The sequence below is a fragment of the Myxococcus stipitatus DSM 14675 genome, from assembly GCF_000331735.1.
Taxonomy (GTDB): Bacteria; Myxococcota; Myxococcia; order Myxococcales; family Myxococcaceae; genus Myxococcus; species Myxococcus stipitatus.
The window spans coordinates 7237682-7256162 of the sequence record NC_020126.1 but is presented as its reverse complement, the minus strand read 5'-3'; the positions used below and the strand labels follow the sequence as shown (position 1 = coordinate 7256162).

General features: G+C 69.6%; 12 protein-coding genes. 6 read left to right on the top strand and 6 right to left on the bottom strand.

What is annotated here, in order from left to right; genetic code table 11:
* The first annotated feature begins 143 nt into the window (after window positions 1–143).
* Together MYSTI_RS27865 and MYSTI_RS27860 are read left to right on the top strand one after the other, a co-directional pair.
* Window positions 144–1052: a LysR family transcriptional regulator gene (locus MYSTI_RS27865; RefSeq protein ID WP_015351151.1), complete on the top strand. Its 909-nt coding sequence runs from the start codon at window positions 144–146 to the stop codon at window positions 1050–1052.
* Between the two features lie 108 nt (window positions 1053–1160).
* The gene (locus tag MYSTI_RS27860; protein WP_015351150.1) at window positions 1161–2735 is read left to right on the top strand and encodes an aromatic amino acid hydroxylase; all 1575 of its coding nucleotides are present in this window, start codon (window positions 1161–1163) and stop codon (window positions 2733–2735) included.
* An 88-nt stretch (window positions 2736–2823) separates the two neighbouring features.
* Here MYSTI_RS27860 and mrpC read toward each other — a convergent pair whose 3' ends face one another.
* The 3 genes from mrpC to MYSTI_RS27845 all read right to left on the bottom strand — a co-directional run bounded on the left by mrpC (window position 2824) and on the right by MYSTI_RS27845 (window position 6270).
* A complete protein-coding gene (mrpC, locus tag MYSTI_RS27855) occupies window positions 2824–3570 on the bottom strand; it encodes a Crp/Fnr family transcriptional regulator MrpC (RefSeq protein WP_015351149.1) in 747 nt (248 codons plus the stop codon).
* A gap of 263 nt (window positions 3571–3833) precedes the next feature.
* Window positions 3834–5285 carry a sigma-54-dependent transcriptional regulator gene (locus tag MYSTI_RS27850; protein ID WP_015351148.1) on the bottom strand — a complete coding sequence of 484 codons (1452 nt, stop codon included), beginning with the start codon at window positions 5283–5285 and terminating at the stop codon, window positions 3834–3836.
* Window positions 5286–5295: 10 nt separating this feature from the next.
* Entirely contained in the window at window positions 5296–6270 is a 975-nt protein-coding gene (locus tag MYSTI_RS27845) for a sensor histidine kinase (protein WP_015351147.1), read from the bottom strand.
* A 78-nt stretch (window positions 6271–6348) separates the two neighbouring features.
* Between MYSTI_RS27845 and MYSTI_RS27840 the strand changes: the two genes are divergently transcribed.
* Window positions 6349–9186, top strand: coding sequence for a fused MFS/spermidine synthase (locus MYSTI_RS27840; RefSeq protein WP_233277974.1), 2838 nt, complete (start codon window positions 6349–6351; stop codon window positions 9184–9186).
* Between the two features lie 193 nt (window positions 9187–9379).
* Here the strand turns inward: MYSTI_RS27840 and MYSTI_RS27835 are convergent, their stop codons facing one another.
* A complete protein-coding gene (locus MYSTI_RS27835; protein ID WP_015351145.1) occupies window positions 9380–11467 on the bottom strand; it encodes a fused MFS/spermidine synthase in 2088 nt (695 codons plus the stop codon).
* Between the two features lie 344 nt (window positions 11468–11811).
* Here MYSTI_RS27835 and MYSTI_RS27830 point away from each other — a divergent pair, with 344 nt between their 5' ends.
* Window positions 11812–12069, top strand: a complete 258-nt coding sequence (locus MYSTI_RS27830) for a hypothetical protein (protein ID WP_015351144.1) — start codon at window positions 11812–11814, stop codon at window positions 12067–12069.
* 161 nt (window positions 12070–12230) lie between these two features.
* Window positions 12231–12983 carry a MerR family transcriptional regulator gene (locus MYSTI_RS27825; RefSeq protein WP_015351143.1) on the top strand — a complete coding sequence of 251 codons (753 nt, stop codon included), beginning with the start codon at window positions 12231–12233 and terminating at the stop codon, window positions 12981–12983.
* Here the strand turns inward: MYSTI_RS27825 and MYSTI_RS27820 are convergent.
* Together MYSTI_RS27820 and MYSTI_RS27815 are read right to left on the bottom strand one after the other, a co-directional pair.
* Entirely contained in the window at window positions 12980–15424 is a 2445-nt protein-coding gene (locus MYSTI_RS27820) for a YfhO family protein (RefSeq protein WP_233277973.1), read from the bottom strand. The two genes, MYSTI_RS27825 and MYSTI_RS27820, sit on opposite strands and share 4 nt — an antisense overlap.
* Window positions 15425–15435: 11 nt before the next feature.
* A complete protein-coding gene (locus MYSTI_RS27815) occupies window positions 15436–16932 on the bottom strand; it encodes a hypothetical protein (RefSeq protein ID WP_233277972.1) in 1497 nt (498 codons plus the stop codon).
* A 222-nt stretch (window positions 16933–17154) separates the two neighbouring features.
* Between MYSTI_RS27815 and MYSTI_RS27810 the strand changes: the two genes are divergently transcribed.
* Window positions 17155–18480 carry an amidohydrolase family protein gene (locus MYSTI_RS27810; protein WP_015351140.1) on the top strand — a complete coding sequence of 442 codons (1326 nt, stop codon included), beginning with the start codon at window positions 17155–17157 and terminating at the stop codon, window positions 18478–18480.
* The last annotated feature ends 1 nt before the right edge of the window (window position 18481 follow it).

Below are 18481 nucleotides of genomic sequence, written 5' to 3'. Positions count from 1 at the left end.
TGCTAGCCCGCTCGCGGGCGATGTTCAAGGAAGGACACGCGCCCGGTTGCCCCCTTGCGAGGGGGCTCGTCCCGCCGAGGGACAGCGAGGGAGCCGCACGGAAGCTCGTGACGGCGGGCGCGGCGGTGCCAGGATGGGGGCCCATGCCGCCACGCAAGCTCCTGCGACACCTCGTCTGGCTGGAGTCCTTCACCGCCGCCGTGGAGGCCGGCAGCATCGACTCCGCCGCCGAGCACCTGGGCGTGGCGCGCTCCGTGGTGAGCGAGCACATCCGCTCGCTGGAGATGGCGCTGGCGGACGGCGCGACCCTGCTCGAGCGAGGCCCCGGACGGCGCCTCCAGCTCACCGCGCGAGGCGAGCGCCTCTTCGCCGGCACGCAGACCCCCCTGCACCAGCTCGACATGAAGCGGCTGATAGACTTGGCGAGCGCCGAGCCCGTGGTGCGCCTGGGCCTCAACCCCACCTTGTCCCTCTCCTTGCTGGGCAAGGTGGCGCAAGACGCGGCCGCGCGGGGCCTCAAGCTGGTCCTCAGCTTCGGCGGGCCGCATGAGCTCACCCGCCAGGTGCAGACGCGCCAGCTCGACCTGGCCCTCGACTTCACCCCGCTCCCGCCCCACGAGGGCGTGGAGTCGGAGTCCCTGCTGCGCATGCCCTTCGTCGTGCTGGCGGGGCCCGGCAGCGCGCTGGCGAGCACGGCGGCGGCCCGACGCTCCCTGCACGTGCGGGACTTGGGAGGACAGCCCTTCGTCGACTGGCTGCGAGACGACCCCTACGGTGGCGCCAACAGCGCACGCTTCGCGGCGCATGGCGTCACGGTGGCCGAGGTGGCGCGCGTCGAGAGCTTCCTGCTCCTCTACGATCTGCTGCGAGCGTTCAGCGCGTGCGCGATTGCACCGGACCTGCGCCGCATGCACCCGTTCCCTCCGGACATCCACGCGTGGCCGCTGGAGGAGGAGGAGCCCCAGGCCGTGGAGGTCGTCGCGCTCTGGCCGTCGGGCGCGCTGAGCCTGGGCGCCTCGACGCTGCTCGACGGACTGCGTCAACCCGTATGAGCGCTCGTCGATAAACCGACGAAGCCGTCGAATTCTGCCGGATTTCCGAATCCCAACGCCATCGGTATCTTCCTGGCAACTGGAAGAATCCACCTGGAGTGTTCGGATATGACGCCAACGGAACTGACGATATCCCGCCTGCCCGCGCATCTGCGGCGCTACGTGGTGAGCCAGGACTACGCGGCGTATACGCCGAGGGACCACGCCGTCTGGCGTCACATCATGGGCAAGCTGCGCGGGCACCTCGCGGAGCGGGCGCACCCGGTGTACCTGGAAGGGCTGGCGGCGACGGGCATCAACGCCGAGGCCATTCCCAGTCTGGATGAGATGAACGCGCAGCTGTCGCGGCTGGGCTGGTCGGCGGTGGGCGTGCGCGGCTTCATCCCGCCCGCGGTCTTCACGGAGCTCCAGTCGATGGGGGTGCTGGCCATCGCCGCGGACATCCGCACGCACGAGCACATCGAGTACACGCCCGCGCCGGACATCGTGCACGAGAGCGCGGGGCACGCGCCCATCATCGCGAGCCGCCGCTACGCCGAGTACCTCAAGGCCTGCGGCATGGTGGGCTTCAAGTCGGTTGCCAGCGTGGAGGACCAGGCCGTCTTCGAGGCCATCCGCAACCTCTCCGTCGTGAAGGAGGACCCGGACGCGAGCGCGGAGGAGGTCGCGCACGCGGAGGCGCGGCTGGCGGCGGCGAGCGCGAGCCGTCGCTACGTGAGCGAGAGCACGCGGGCGGCGCGGCTGTACTGGTGGACGGCGGAGTACGGGCTCGTGGGGAGCCTGGACCAGCCGCGCATCTACGGCGCGGGCATCCTGTCGAGCATCGGCGAGGCGGTGCACTGTCTGACGCCCGCGGTGCGCAAGCTGCCGCTCACCGTCGCGTGCGCGGACGCGGACTACGACATCACCCGGATGCAGCCGCAGCTCTTCGTGGCGCGCGACTTCGAGCACCTGTTCGAGGTGCTCTCCGAGTTCGAGTCCACGCTGGCGTGGAAGCGCGGAGGCGACTTCGGACTCGAGGTGGCTCGCGAGGCGCGCACGGTGAACCACCTGGTGCTGGCGGATGGGCGCGAGGTGACGGGGCGGGTGAGGGAGTCGGTGCTGGCGTTGGGGCCGGTGGCACCGGGGCTCACGTCCGCGCTGGTCCGGATGGAAGGCCCCATCATCGTCTCACGCGGTGGGAAGAGCGACGGCGCGCGGCCCTGGAACGGCGACGCGCTGGTGGCCTTCGGTGCGGGCGAGCTGCCGGAGCGCGGACCGTTCAAGGTGTCGATGTCGAGTGGTCTGGAACTGGAAGGTTTCGCGGCGGGAGGCGGAGAGGTGCTCGCGCTCCGGGCGCGGCTGGGTGGACGGAACTTGGAAGTCCCCGCGGTGACGAAGCTCTTCCTCACCCCGCACCTGCCCTCGGTTGCGGGAGGTCCGGCGGACCCGGAGACGTGGGACCGGTGGTTCGGCGAGCTGGAGGCGTTCGCCGCGGGCGACGGCGAGGAGCAGGCCCGGGCGCGCAAGTCGCTGGCGCTGCACCCGTCGCTCGCCGCGCTCTACCGGGAGGTGCGCACGCTGCGCGAGTCGGGGAAGGCCCGGCCGGAGCGGCTCTCCCAGATTGCCGCCGCCGCGACGGACTTCCAGGACGACTGGCTCCTGCGCACCGAGGTCGACGAGCTGCGGACGGCTCGCGCCTGAGTGTCGAAACGACGAAGGCCCGGCCCCGCTTCAGGTGCGGGGGCGGGCCTGTCCTGGGAGTCGCGGGCGCCCGAGGAGGCGCTCCAGCTCACTTCTCCTTCGAGGCAATCTTGCGCAGGGCCTTCTGGTCGCGGACGCAGAGGATGCGGCCGACGTTGCCCAGCACACCCTCGCGCTTCATCTCGTTGATGAGCGTGGACACGAACGAGCGCGACGCGCCGACCAGGTCCGCCAAATCTTGCTGGGTGATGCCGCGCAGGTCCGTCTCACCGCCGTGGGGGCAGCGCTCGCCGTGCGCCTCCACCAGCGTCAGGAGCGTGTCCGCCAGCCGCGCGGGGACTTCCTTGAAGGTCAGCCCGAGCACGCGCTTGCGCAGCGCACGCACGCGCTCGGCGTAGGCGCGCACCACGTCGACGGCCAGGGCGGGGCGGGCCTCCAGCTGCGCGCGGAAGTCGCGGCCCTCGATGCTCCACACCTCGGCCTCGCCCGCGGCGATGGCCATCTCCTCGATGGGCGTGCCCTCGGGGCGGAACAGCTCGCCGAACAAGTCACCCGGGCGGAGGATGGACACCACGGAGCGGGTGCCGTTCTTGCCGATGCGCATCAGCCGCACCCGGCCGGACTTGAGCAGATAGACGCGGTCCGTGTTGTCGCCGGGGCGGTAGATGGTCGAGTTGTGCGGGAAGGACTCGACCTTGAAGTACCCCTTGAAGTCGATGGCTTCCTGTCCCGGAACGAGCTTGTTCGCGGTCACCATCATCCCGGAGCTGGTCGCCTGGAGCGGCGCCACGACGTTGGAACCGATAGGGCCGAGGGGGCGATTGAAACCGTGCATGGCATTCACTCCGTGGAAGGAATCAGGGGAAAGCAAGGCCGCCTGCTTCGGCGGCAACGGGGCTTTCCAGTTCCAAGGAACGTGCCAGACGGGAATGAAGTGCTCCGGGGGGAACACATCCAGGAATGCCGGGTACTTAGCGCTAGAGGTCCGTAGCACCCACCTCGCTGTGTCCAAAACCTGAAACAAAACGTTCAAACAGTCTGATCAAGTTGAACGAAACGTTCAAAGCGGGCGCGTCACTGTCGCGGCCTGGACAGTGTTCACGGGTCGTCCTTCACGGTGAACCCGTGCCCCAAAGGGTTCTGTCCCTGTGAAAGATTGTACTTCTGGAGTTTGCGCTCCAGGGTGGGTCGACTGATTCCAAGAATCTGGCAGGTGCGACCCTTGTGCCCTTTGGTGACGGCCATGGCACGGGCGATGAGCATCCGTTCGGCCTCTTCGAGCGTGGGGATGAGGCTGGCGTCGTCCACGGCGGGGGCGGTGAACATGACGTTCGTCGCGGTGGTCCGGCCTGCCTCGGGGGCCGGCGTGATGTCGAGCGATGGCAGGTCATCACCCCTCAACACATCGCCGGGGGCGAGGACGACGGCGCGGGTGAGGACGTTCTCCAGCTCGCGCACGTTGCCGCGCCACGGCAGTCGGGTGAGGCGCCCCATGACCTCGGGGGGCACGCGGGTGACGCGCTTGTGGACCTTCTCGTTGATGCGCTCGAGCAGGTGCTTGATGAGCAGCGGGATGTCCTCGCGCCGCTCGCGCAGCGGGGGAATCAGGAGGGTGATCACCTTGAGGCGCTGGTAGAGGTCCTCACGAAAGCGGACGTGCTCCACTTCCTCGGAGAGGTTGCGGTGCGTGGCGGCGATGACGCGGGCGCGCAGCTTGATGCGCTTGACGCCGCCGACGCGCTCGAACTCGCGCTCCTGCAGGACGCGCAAGAGCTTGGATTGGAGCATCAGCGACATGTCGCCAATCTCGTCGAGGAAGACGGTGCCGTCCTCGGCCAGCTCGAACTTGCCGGGCTTGCCCGACGTGGCGCCGGTGAAGGCGCCCTTCTCGTGGCCGAACAGCTCGCTCTCCAGCAGCGTGTCGACGATGGCCGAGCAGTTGATGCCGATGAAGGGCCGGGGCTCGTCGTACGAGTAGTTGTGGATGACGCGGGCGATGAGCTCCTTGCCCGTGCCGCTCTCGCCGGTGATCAGCACGGTGGCGGCGCTGCCGGTGACCTTGCCGATCTCCTTCACCAGCTGCTGCATGGAGGGGCTGGTGCCGACGATGTCGCCCAGCCGGACGGCGGCGTTCTCCCGGTTGACCTCGTCCGCGCGGCGCGAGAGCTGGCGGTACTCGAGCGCGCGCTCCACCACGAGGTCCAGCGCGGCGGGGTCCGGGAAGGGCTTGTGGATGTAGTCGAACGCACCCGCCTTCATCGCGCGGATGGTCGTCTCCATGTCGTGGTAGGCGGTGACCAGGATGATGCGGGCATCGCCGCACAGGCCCTTCATCTCCTCGATGATCTCCAGACCGGTGCGGTCCGGCAGCATCATGTCGAGGATGACCACGCTGGGCATGGCCTCCTGGGCGGCGCGCAGGCCCGCGGCGGCGCTGGTGGCGGTGGCCACCTGGTAGCGGGGCTGGCCGTCGTGTTCTATCTCCTCGAAGTGCATCTTGAGCGTCTCGAGGAGCGACACGTCATCGTCAACGATGAGAAGGGTCTCCATGGCGTCCTTCTCAGGTGGCGAACGTCAGGGTGAACACCATGCCGGGCTCGGCGCTGCCCTCGGCTGCGACATCTCCACCTTGTCCCATCATGACGCGCCTCAGTGCGGCCAGGGACAGGCCCGCGCCGCGGGCCAGGCGTGAGCCGAACGGCTCGAACAGGGTGCCGCTCTCCTCGGGAGGAAGCGCGGCGGCGGGGTCCTTGAGCACCATCAGCACCCGGCCCGGGGGGCCTCGGCGCAGGGCGACTTCCACGGCGCTGTCCTCGGGTTGGGCCATGGCCACGTTGAGCAGCACCTGGGCCAGCACGGGGCGCAGGCGGTTGGGGTCCACGCGCACGCGAGGCAGGTCATTCTCCTCGTCCACGCGCACGTCGATGCGGCGCTCGGCCAGCTCCAGCGCCACCATGCCCGTGGACTCCTGGAGCACCGAGCGCAGCGCGTGGGCATCCAGGTTGGGCGTCGTGTCGCGGCCGTACTCGGACAGGAGCCACAGCATGCGCTCCATGGTGCGAATCTCCCGGTTGGCGATGGTCAGCCGTCGCCGGTCGCGGTCCGACAGGCCGGTGTTCCGGGCCAGCGTCTGCACCGCCATCTTCACGGAGGACAGCGGGTTGCGAATCTCGTGGCTGAGCGAGGACGACAGCCGGGAGATTTGAACCGGAGGCGCGCCTTCCAGCAGCGCGTTGAGGTCCTGCACGCACGCGGCGCTCTCGCCTTCCTCCATCCCGAGCGTCAGTCTCAGGGGCGTGGCGTCCTCTCCGCCCAGCTGCGAGGAGATGAACTCCACGTGGCGGCGGTGCTCCTTCGCCAGGGCGTCCAGTTCGCGAGCGCGCTCGGGAGACACGCCGAGCACCAGGTGAAGCGGGCGGTCCAGGAGCTCCTCCGCGGGGCGGCGAAGCACGGCGGCGCAGTCTCCCTGCGCGCGGGTCACCCGCAGGCCTGGGGACCAGCCGAGCAATGCGGCTTGCAGGAGATGGGCGTTCATTGGTGGGTCCCGAACATACCGAGTAAGGTTCCGCGCTGTCCCCTTATGTCCCTCAACGCGCGTTTCCCGAAGAACCTTGTGTCGGTCCTCCTCTTCCTGTCGGGAGGTACCGCGCTGGTCTACGAGCTGGTCTGGTCCAAGTATCTCGGGAATGTCCTGGGCAACAGTGGCCAGGCGCACGCCGTGGTCCTCGCCACCTTCATGGGGGGCCTGGCGCTGGGGGCGACTGTCTTCGGGCGGACAGCGGACCGGGTGAAGAGTCCACTGGCGCTCTACGGTGTGCTGGAGTTGGGGGTGGCGCTGTACGCGCTCATCTTCCCGCACGTGCTGGACACGCTGGGGTCGCTGTGGCTCTCGGTGGCGCCGGGCGTGCCGGAGGGGTGGCGCGTGGGGCCTCGGCTCCTGGTGGCGGCCCTGTCGTTGGTGGTGCCGACGCTGCTGATGGGCGGGACGCTGCCTGCCCTGGTGCGTCACTTCGCGGACAGCCTCTCGGGTGTGCAGCGGGAGTTGGCGCGGCTGTACGCGGTGAACAGCCTGGGCGCGGCGCTGGGGGTCTTCATCGCGGGGACGCGGCTGGTGCCCGTGCTGGGATTGTCGGCCTCCGCGAAGGTGGCCGCGGGGCTCAACGTGGTGCTCGCGGTGGCGGCGCTGCTGCTGGCCCGCAGGCATCCTCCCGCGTTGGCGCCCGGGGCCTCGGCGCCGGTGGCGGATGAGTCGGCGAACGTGGCCTATCCCCGCGTGGCGGTGCGCGCGGCGCTGGTGGGCGTGCTGCTGTCTGGCTTCACGGCGATGCTGTACCAGGTGACGTGGATCCGCCTGCTGTCCATCGTCCTGGGCGCGTCGACGTATGCCTTCACGCTCATCCTGACGGCGTTCATCCTGGGCATCGGCCTGGGGAGCTTCTGGCTGATGACGCGGGCCCAGAAGACGGACCCGCTGCGGCTGTTCGGGCGCATGCAGGTGGCGTTGGTGGCGAGCCTCTGCGTGGCCTTGCCGCTGTATGTGCGGCTGCCGCATCTGTTCCGCACCGCGCAGTGGATGATGACGCGCTCGGTGGAGACGTGGCCGTTGTTCCAGTGGCTGACGTTCGGCTTCTGCTGCCTCGTGCTGTTGGTGCCCACGTTCTTCATGGGCGCGGCGTTCCCGGCGGCGGCGCGCGTGGCGACGGCGAAGGTGTCCGAGGTGGGGCGCGAGCTGGGCAGCGTGTACCTGTGGAACACGGTGGGCACGATTACGGGCTCCGCGCTGGGCGGGCTGGTGCTGATGCCGTGGTGGGGCATGGAGGGCAACTTCGTGGCGGGAGTGGTGGCGAACCTCATCGCCGCGGCCCTGGCCTTCCACGCGGTGCCGGGCCGTCCCGCGAGTCCGGCCCGCGCACTCTGGCCGGTGGGTGCGGCGGCGCTGCTGGCGGTGGTGGTGCTGGGCGGGATGAGCGGCTGGTCGCTGCGGCTGTCGGGCATCGCGTCCATCCGCTCGCACCAGAAGCCCCCGGAGAGCTACGCGAAGCTGGTCGAGGAGACGGAGCGCGACATCCGCCCGGTCTTCTATCGCGATGACACCTTCGCCACGGTGATGGTGGCGGACTACCCGGCCGCGGGGCTTCGCTTCATGAAGCTCAACGGGAAGATCGACGCGTCCAACGGCAGTGACGTGGAGACGCAGGTGGTGGCGGGGCACCTGGGGGCGCTGCTGCATCCTCGCGACCCGAAGAACGTGCTGCTCGTCGGGGCGGGTGCCGCGATCACCGCGGGCAGTGTGCTGGCGCATCCGGTGGAGCGGCTGGACATGGTGGAGATTGCTCCGGCCGTCATCGACGCGGCGCGCCTGTTCAAGGATGACAATCGCAACGCGGTGGATGACCCGCGCACGCACGTCCACGTGGACGACGCGAAGACCTTCATGGCGCTGGCGCAGCGCAAGTACGACCTGGTGGTGAGCGTGCCCTCGAACCCGTGGGTGGCGGGGGTGTCCGGGTTGTTCACCCGGGACTTCTTCCAGACGGTGGACCGGCACCTCACGGACGATGGCGTGCTGGTGCAGTGGATCCACACGTACGAGAGCAACGACGAGCTCATCCGGCTGGTGGTCCGGACGCTGCGGGACACCTTCCCTCATGCGACGACGTGGCTGGGGCCGCATGACCTGGTGCTGGTGGCCAGCCGCAAGCCGCTGACGTTCGATGCCCGGAAGCTGGCCGCGCGCATGGCCGCGCCCGATGTGAAGGCGGACCTGGAGCGGGTGGGGCTCACGGATGTGTTCGCGCTCTTGTCCAAGCAGGTGCACAGCGAGGACGGGCAGCTTGCGTTCGCGGGACCAGGGCCCATCAACACGGATGACCAGAACCTGCTGGAGTACGCCTCGCCCATCGCGTTCTTCGTGGCGAACCTGGACGTGCGCGTGAAGGACGAGCGCCGGTCTCCCGAGGGCAGCTCGCGGCTCTTCCTGGAGGAGTACCTGAAGCAGCACCCACCGACGCCGGACGAGGCGGCCCGGCTGTACCGCAACATGGAGCGCTACCACGCGCTGAACGACCCGCTGGTGCGGGGCGTGGCGACGCTGTGGCGCTCGGTGGCGCCGGAGAGCCGTGAGGCGGCGGTGGCGGTGGCCAAGGCGGCGCTCGCGCAGAAGGACCTGACGCTGGCGGCCTCGTTGCTCGAGCCTGAAATCGCCAAGGGCGTGCGGGAGCCGGTGCTGGTCACGACCTATCTGAAGCTCGTCACCGAGCAGACGTGGGCGACTCGGACGGCGTGGACGCCCGTGAATCCGATGCCCGCGCTGGAGCTGGGGCGGCTGGTGGCGGCGGAGCACCCGAAGGACTCGGAGCTGGCCCGAGCGGTGCGCGGTCTCTGCGAAGCGATGCCGCCGTCCGCGTGTGCGTCCACGGGGACCTCCGTGGCCTCGCCTCCCGTGCCGTGAGCCCGAGAGGTCTCGGGCACTGAGGGGAGGACGGGACGCCTGCTCTCGTCCGAGGCCCCTGACGAGGGCAGCTCGCGCCAGGGACGGGCTCGAGGGCCCCCGGCCTGGTGGACCTTCTCGTTGGCGAGCGATGGCCTGCGGGGGGCGCGGTGCTCTACCGAGGGTGTGCATCGCCCTCGGGTGTTCCCGCTCGCTACGGGGTCGCGAGCGCGTGCAGCAGGTTCACGTAGCCATCCGTCCACGCGCGGCGCCCGAGCATCTCGGGTGTTGCTCCCACGGGTTGGAACGGGAACTCCCGCGCGAGGCTCGCGGCCGTCTCCGGACTCGGGCACATCGCGAACCAGATGCTGGGTGAGCGGCCCGAGGCCAGCTCCTCGACGGAGAGCTGCTCCGGTCGGTTCACCAGCCCCGGCACGTTCAGCTCCGCGCTCGAGCGCGTGAGCACGGGGACGAGGTTGAAGAGTCGGCTCGAGACGTGGAACAGCAAGAGCCCCCCTGGCCGCAGCTTGCGCAGATAGAGCGAGATGGCCTCGCGGGTCAGCAGGTGCGTGGGGACGAAGTCACTGGAGAACGCGTCGAGGACGATGACGTCGTAGCCCTGGTCCTTGGCCTCTTCCATCCTCAAGCGCGCATCCCCCGCGAGCACGCGGACGTTCGCCTGACTCGAGCCGAGCAGGCTGAAGTGTCTCCTCGCCAGCCGCTCCACCTCGGGGTCCAGCTCGTAGAAGTCCCACGTCTCCCCGGGCCGTCCGTAGGCGGCGAGGCTCCCGATGCCCAGTCCCACCACGGCGACCTGTTCCCGGGGAATCCGCGCCGAGGCGAACACGCGGCCCACGGCGGAGCCTCGGTGGTAGTACGAGAGGGGCTCTCCTCGCTCTCCAGGCGCCAGGTTCTCCACGCCGTGCACCGTGCTCCCGTGCTGGAAGAGGCGCAGTCCCTCCGCGTCCTTCACCGTGTACTGGCCATAGAACGTGCGCGAGCCCTCCAGCCGCCCCCGCGCGAGCGCCCAGCCCGACACCGCGAGGATTCCGACGACGAACACCGCCGCGCCCGCGGAGACATAGGGCGCGAGCCGAGGCACCGGCAGCCCCTGGTTCCGCCGCGAGGCATCCCGGGCCGCGAGCCCCGCGAGGATGAGCAGTCCGGCGACTCCATGGTCCAGGTAGGGAAGCGCGAGCGAGCCCATCAGCAGCGGGATTCCCAGCGCGAGCATCAGTGTCCCCGCAAGCCCTCCCAGCGAGACGTGCAGATAGAACGAGCCCAGCAGTCGGGAGTCCGTGGGCCGGCACCACACCAGGTTCCCATGCATCAACAGGCAGCCCACCCAGAGCACCGTGCCGTGCAGCACCAGCGACGGCAGCGACGTCTGGGCCCGCGCCAACGCGAACAGCGCGGCCACCCCCGCGAGCACCAGGCTGCCCATCGCCAGCCGATTCAGCCCCGTGGGTGTCGGCGGTCGACGCGAGAAGCAGACGATGAGCGTGAGCAGATAGAGCGACAGCGGGAGAATCCACAGCAGCGGGATGGAGGCATCCAGCGTGAGGACATTCGTCACCGCGAGCAGCAGGGCGTTGGCGCTCGCTGACAGCAGCAGCCACGTGAGGCGCGAGGTCAGCGGAGCCTTCGGTCTCGACTCCATGCGGTCCGTGGCCGACTTCGCCTCGGGAGCCCCCGCCCGCACGTTCCGGATGCACAGCGCCGCGAGCATCGCGAAGACCCCGTAGCCCACGTACCAGACGAGCAGCTGCGTCTCGAGGTCCAGCGCCGGCTCCACGATGAACGGGAACGTCAGCAGCGCCAGCAGCGCCCCCGCATTGGACGTCCCGTAGAGGAAGAAGGGGTCCTCCCGGGAGGGATGCGACGTCCGGGTGAGCCAGCCCTGCGCGACGACGCTGGTCGTCGACAGCGCGAGAAAGGGCCAGCCCAGCGACAGGGTGAGTGTCAGCAGGATGGCGGCGACTGGAGGCAGCTCGAAGTGGCGCAGCCGGAAGGGGAGGACCACCACCGCTGTCAGCACGAAGGCGAGGTGCGCCCACCGATAGCGGCCTTGAAGGACGTGCGGGGTGACGCGGCTCGAGTAGAAGTAACCCAGCAGCAACACCGCTTGGTAGAACACCAGGCACGTCGTCCAGATCGCCGCGCTGCTCCCGTACGAGGGCAGCAACACCCGCGCGACGATGAGCTCCACCTGGAAGAGCAGGAACGAACCGAGGAAGACCCAGAGTCGGAACGGCAGTCCGGTGCGCCAGCTCGACGGGGAATTCAGGGGGAGTGCCTCCATACGCCTTTCCGAGGATGGCGGAGATTGGAGGCAGGTTGTAGCCCGGCGGTGGCGGGAGGGCGTCCCCGGAGCTACACTCAGAGCGAGGGTCGGCAGGTGACGCTCCGTCGGAGCCACCCCTTCCGGACCCTCCAGCGGGGCACCAAGACACCCCGCGCTCGCTCGGACTCCTGCTCTCCGAGCAGCGTTTTGGGCCTAACCTTTCGGAATCACTGAATATTTCGCCTATCCTCCCGATGACGGATGGAGGGGAAGGTGGGATCTCCCGTAGGGTGCTTGTGAACCCTGCGTCCCAGGGTGCGTTTCAGACTTTCAAATCCCGATTCCACCCCAGGAGAGTCCCCATGAAGGCGATCTCGAAGAAGAACCAGCTCCGCAAGGCTCGTGGCCAGGGCATGACCGAGTACATCATCATCGTGGCCCTCATCGCGATCGCCGCCATCGGCGTGGTCACGCTGTTCGGCGACAACATCCGCAAGCTGTTCGGCGCCTCCGCCGCGGCCCTCGCGGGTAACTCCAACGTTCAGAACGACGGCGAGAGCTCCAACGCCCGTCTGAACAAGAAGACGATGAAGAACTTCGGCGAGAACAACTACTACTGAGCCTCGCTGGCTGGCACCGCGCTGGTCGCGAGTGCCTCCCTCAAGCGGCGGATGCTGGGTTCCTCCAGCTCCGCCGTTTTTCTTTTTGCGGGCAAGGAAACCCGAGGGCTTGACCCTCACGTGACGTGAGGAATTAGTCATCTCATCCGAGGTGGAGAGAGATGGCCCTGACCGTCAGTCAAGTCGCTCGCCTGGCCAAGATCAGCGTGCGCACGCTGCACCACTACGACGCGCTGGAGTTGTTGTGCCCGTCGGAGCGCAGCGACGCGGGCTACCGGCTGTATTCGCAGGCGGACTTGCAGCGGTTGCAACAGGTGCTCTTCTTCCGGGAGCTCGGGTTCCCGCTGGAGGAGATTCGCCGCATCCTGGGCAATCCCGACTTCAACCTTCGCGCGGCTCTGCTCATGCAACGCCGGTTGTTGGATGAGCGCGCCGAGCGGCTGGACACCTTGAGGCACGCCGTGGATGCGGCGCTGGCCTCCATTGACCAGGGGACGCAGATGAGCGGCGAAGAGATGTTCGAGGGGTTCGAGCCCACGCGCTACGAAGACGAGGTGAGGGAGCGCTGGGGCGACACGGAGGCGTATCGGGAGTCGAAGCGGCGCACCGCGAAGTACCAGAAGGATGACTGGCGCCGAATCAAAGAGGAGGCCGATGGCGTCTTCGAGGGGCTGGCGCGGTTGCTCGAAGCGGGCCACGCGCCGACGGAGCGCGAGGCCATGGACCTGGCGGAAGCGCATCGGCAACACCTCATCCGCTGGTTCTACCCCTGCACCCCGGACTTCCACCGGGCGCTGGGCGAGCTGTACGTGAGCGACGCGCGCTTCACGGAGAACATCGACAGCAAGCGGCCCGGGCTCGCGCTCTTCTCGCGGGAGGCCTTCGTCGCGAACGCCGCGCGGCAGAGCAGCTAGCTCGGCCGGACCTGTGGACGACGGCGTCGCGGCGCGAACACCACCCCCACGAGGGTGAGTCCCGCGAGCAAGGACAAGACGAGCCCGAGGCGGAAGCTGGTGGGCTGGTAGTCGAAGCGGATGTGGTGCTCGCCAGGGCTCAATCGCACCGCTCGCAGGGCCAGGTTGGCGCGGTGGATGGGGACGTCCTTCCCGTCCACTGTCGCTCGCCAGCCGGGGTAGTGGCTGTCGGAGACAACGAGGTAGCTGTCGTCGCAGGCCGTCACGTCCAGCGCGAGGTGCTGGGCGCTCTGTCCCTGGGGGCTCACCGCTCCCTTGCAGGTGGGTCGATTCAGCGGCTCGCCGGAGGAGAGGAAGGCAATCTCGCGGAAGGGCTGGTCCGGGTCGAGCACCGCGTCCAGGGCCTCTTCATCCGTGACGACGCGGGCGCGCTGCACGAGGAAGGCGTGGGGCAGGGCGGTGCGCGAGCGGGAGAGGGTGGTTCCGTCCTCCGCTTGATGCAAGAGCTCCAGGTCTTCGTAGGGAGGAGGGCCCTGGCGGAGATAGTGGGTGACACCCGCGAGGTCGTAGACGCCGCGCTCCCCCGCGAGGTGGAAGACATTGGAGCGCAGCGGTTCGGGAGCGCCGTAGCCCTCCAGCGCGGGCAGGCGCTCCTCCACGAAGCGATTGGGCATGAGGCGGTCGAGGCTGCGCTCGATGGTGTTCGTCACCACGGCACGCGTCGGGTCCTCGGGGCCTTCGATGTCCGCGCTGATGCGCCCTGGGAAGGGCGCGGGCAGGTGCGGGCGCAGGGAGAAGGGCTGCCGCAGGGCTTCCCAGGGCGTGTACTTGGGAATGCCGAGCAGCGAGTGCGCCGCGGCGAGCTCGAGGATCGCGAGTGCCGCCAGCCCATGCCGGACGCGACGAGGGCGCGCGAAGGACCAGGGCAACAGCAAGAAGACGAGGACCGCGAGGCCCAGCGCGAAGGGAACCCAGGGCGCGCCGGCTTCGGCGGAGGCGCGCATGGGGAGCATGCGGACCAAGGGGCCACTGACCGCGATGGCCACGCCCATGCCGACGAACGCGAGCGCGGCCTTCCATCGCGACGGCGCCACGCCGCGAGCAAGCCGTCCCATCGCATCGAGCCCGAAGGCGGAGAGGACCGCGCCGCAGAAGGCCGCGCCCACGAAGTACTTCGCCGGATAGCGGAAGAGGGAGAAGGGCGGGAACGTCTGGATGAACCACGCGGCCGGTGGCAGGTGGCGTCCCAGGCTCAGCATCACGAGCCCCAGCGCACCCACCACGAAGGGCCGAGCCCGGCGCGGGCCGTGGAGTCCGCCCACCACCGCGAGCGCGCAGGGCAGGGTGCCGAGGAAGAGGTTGAGGATGAACCACTGGTCCTCGCCCCAGTACCTGTCACGAGGCCAGTCCGCGAGCGGCCACACCGTGGAGAGGACTTGCGGCCACGAGACGGACCACGCGAGCTGCTCCGACCAGCCGCGCTGTGCTCGGAGGGAGTTGCCGGCGAACTCCGCGGCTGGGAGCAGCGCCACCGACGCGAGCACGATGGACAGGACGAAGCCCGCGGTGACGCGTGAGACCGCGAGCACCCGTGCACGAAGTGTGATGGGCCGAGCCCTCCGCGAGGGCGACACCGTCACGGTCTGGAGGTGTGCTTCCGCGGTGGACAAGGCCCGTGTCCCCGCGTCGTGAGGAACCGTGATTGCCGCGGGGCTCTGCGTGCCCGTGGCGAGCAGGGGTTCCTCGCGCGCTCCCTCCGATGACGCCAGTCCGATGACGCCACCGGGTGTGGGCGTGGAGTCCGCGTCAGGGTCCGACGTCGAGGGGCGGCCGAGGAGCGCCACGAGCACCGCGACGATTCCCTGCCACAGCGTCGTCTCCGGTGAGCCCGCGAACAGCGACATCGCGGAGGTCACCGCGAGCAGCACCAGCGGTCCTCGCCCGAAGCGAGAGGTGAGGTCCAGCGCGGCGAGCACGATGAACCCGCTCCACGCCGCCGCATCCACGACGTTCTGCTGGATGCCCAGGTCCGTCATCATCGGCGACAGGCCGAACATCGCGCCCGCGACCAGCGCCGCGGGCCACGACGCACGCAGCCTTCGCGCGAGGAGGAACACGCCCACGGACGCGAGCGCCGCATGCGCGATGTGCATCACCGTCATCGACGCGATGGGCCCGGCGAGCAGCACCGCCACCCAGCGCGGCGGGTAATACACCTGCGAGTACAGCGTCGCGGCGAACGGCTGGCCCAGTCGCAGGTACGGATTCCAGAGCGGCAGTTCCCCCGCGCGCAGCGATTCGAGCAGGAAGGCCGAGTCCGGGAAGAAGATGCGGAACACATCCCGTCCCGCCAGCAGGTTGCCGCCGAGCACGGGGCTGTACGCGAACGCGAGCAGGGCCAGCAATCCCGCCGCGGAGATGAGCACCTTGCCCCATGACACCGGACGTCCCCTCATGGCTGTCCCGCCGAGGTGGAGCGCTCGCGAACCCAAAGAACGTAGTTCCCGTCGCGGCGCTCCTCGCGCCAACCGCCCCGTGCGCGCAGGCTGTCGAGCAGGATGTTGCCCGGGTTGCCCGACTCCCAGAGCAGGTAGTCCGGGTCATAGCGCGTGAGGGCGTCCTCCCATCCCGGCTCGCCCCAGACGAGCTTGTCGTGGTCCTCGTGGATGGACAGCGGGAAGGGGTCGTTCCGGCTGTCGATGAACACCTTGTAGTCCGGCCCCGCGAAGTAGGAGATGGGCCCGCCGATGACGAAGAGGTTGAGGACGCGTCCCGGTGGCTGCTGGCGGAGGGCCTCCAACGCGCCGAGCGGAATCACCGCGCGATTCACGCCCTGCTCCATCGTGCGGGGCCTCGCCACGTGGACGCCCATCAACACGACCAGCGCCAAGGCGGGCCAGAGGACGGTGCTCGACCGGAGGTTCCAGCCCTCGATGAACACATCGAGCCGCCGCCACAGTCGCTCCAGCAGCCCCGGCGCGGTGACAGCCGCCTCGCCGCCGCGAGACTGCACCGCGTGCTCCAGCAGCGCGAGCGACAGGAGGACGGCCGCGAAGGGCGCGTGCCGTTGGACCTTGAGGGCCGCCACGCCGAGCACCGCCGCGGGCAGGAGGATGGCGGCCTTGCGCAGCGGCGCGCGTCCCACGGCGAAGAGCGCCGCACCCGCGAGCGCGAGGTACGCCCAGCTCGCGCGCAGGTCCAGGTTCAGCGGACGCCACTCGATGATTCCCTGGGTCGACGACAGCAGCGAGTGCTGGAGCGGATAGAGGTAGATGCGGGGACCATCTGGCCCGAGCCCGGCCGCGAGGAACATGGCGACGGCGAAGCCCACGGCGCGCAAGGCCCGGCGGCGGGTCGCTTCACCCGGGACATCCAGCACCTGACCCATGGCGCTGGCCCCGAGGAGGGCAGGGCCCAGCAGCCAGCTCCCATGCAGGTTCGCCCACGCGGCGCCGAGCAACGGAAAGAGCCAGAGCACCCGGTCATTGCCGCCGCGCCACGCCTGCACGCCGAGGACGCACGCGGTGAAGAGCAGGTGGCCCAGATGGAAGGGCCGCTCCTGGGGCCACGTGGGCGCATGCACGGCGAGGATGCAGCCGAACGCGGCCAGGGCCATGAGCCCCAGGCGGCCCGAGGCCGCTCGGCCCAGCGCGCTCCAGAGCAGGACGGCGTTGGAGGCCACGAGCGCGGCGACGAGCATCGCGGGCCCGGCGGCTCCCAGGGCGTGGATGAGGGCGATGCAGAGGACGCCGAAGCCCCACTCGTGGGGCACCCAGCCGGCCGTGCCGGTGACGCTGAACGGGTCCACGCGGGTGAAGCCGTGCTCCAGGACGAACCGGCCTCCGGCGAGGTGGAAGAAGAGGTCGAAGTTCTTGAGGGGAGACAGGCCCAGCCGCACCGCGAGCACCAGGGCGGCGAGGGCTGCCGGCCCAGGGAGGACGGCCCGCATTCGCATTGGGGACTTCAGCCTACCTGGGGCCACCCGGCCTGTCATGGCCCGCGCCCTGGGGCCGGTGTCTCCCAATGACTGTCGTGCCCCCGTTGCCGTCTGCCATTCGAGCGGCCTCAGGCCCGGAATGGGGCATCCCAGGCACACCCTCGGGGTGGGTTCCCACGGTAATGGATGCACACGCTGTGAAAGCCGGACTTCGTGCTATGACGGGGACCGGTCATGGAAGGTCGCCTGCTGCTGAAGAACTGCGCCGTGTTCCGGGCGGATGGACGGGTCCGGCGTGGAATGGCCGTGGTGGTCGAGGGCGGCGTCATTCGCCGCGTCGCGCCCGATGTCCAGGTGCCTGTCCTTCCAGGTGACTGGGAAGTGGCCTGCCGGGGACGGCTCGTGGCCCCGGGCCTGGTGGACAGCCATTCCCATCTCGTCAACGGCCAGCTCCTCCCGCCCAACGGGCAGTTCCTCCTGCTTCCTCCTCGCGAGCGCTTGGAGCGCATGCGCCGCGTGGCCCGGCACGTCACCTCCGAGGACATCGAAGCGCTCACCCGCTTCGCCGCCGCGCGAGCGCTGCGCGACGGCGTCACGCTGGTCGTCGAGCACCTGGCCTGCTCGGACGTGGCGGGGGGACTCGCCGCCCAGGCCCGCGCCTCCGAGAGCGTGGGCCTCCGGCTCGTGACGAGTCACTCCACCCACAGCATGGACGGAGCATCGCAGGCCGACGGGTGGCTCGAGGCCAACGCGGACTTCGCCCGCCGCCACGCGAAGCACCGGCTGGTGCGCGGGGCCCTGGGCTTCCACGCGTCGTACACCTGCGAGGACGCGCTCCTCTCGCGCATCGCGAAGCTCAGCAACGAGCTCGACGTCCCCACCGTCTTCCACCTCGCGGAGAACGAGGACGACCTCAGCACCACGTATGCGCGGCATGGCCAGCGCGTCGTCCCTCGCCTGGATGCGCTGGGGCTGCTGGGGCCTCGGGCCATCGCGGGGTATGCCCGCGCGCTCGACAGCGCGGAGGTCGCGCGCCTCGAGCAGAGTCAGACCTTCGTTTCGCTCGCGGCCCGAGGTGTGCGGACGCTGGAGCGCGGCACGGACCCGATGGAGGCCATCCTCCTGCGCCTGCACCTGCTCGGACTGGGCACGGGCGGGCACGGCACGCTGCAGGAGGAGCTGCTCGCGGCGCTCGTGGGGGTCCTTCGCATCTCCCGCGCGGGGCACCTGCCGGACGTGGACAGCACCCTTGCGCACCTGCTCGTCAGTGGCCCCGCGGAGCTGTGCACCCGCTTGTTCGGTCTGCCTTCGGGCACCGTCGAGGAAGGCAGCATCGCGGACCTCGTCGTCTATGACTCCGTGCCCGCGGCCGACCCGGAAACCGGTTACTCGCCGTACCTGATTGGTCAGCTCTCCCGCTCGCCCGTGGCGTGGACGGTGGTGGATGGCCGCGTCCGTGTGCGCGAGGGCCAGTTGTTGGGCACCGACTACGTGGACCTGTCCCGCGCCGCCACCGAGGCGCTGGAGCGCGTCTGGTCTCGCGCTCGGCTGGGAAGCTGAT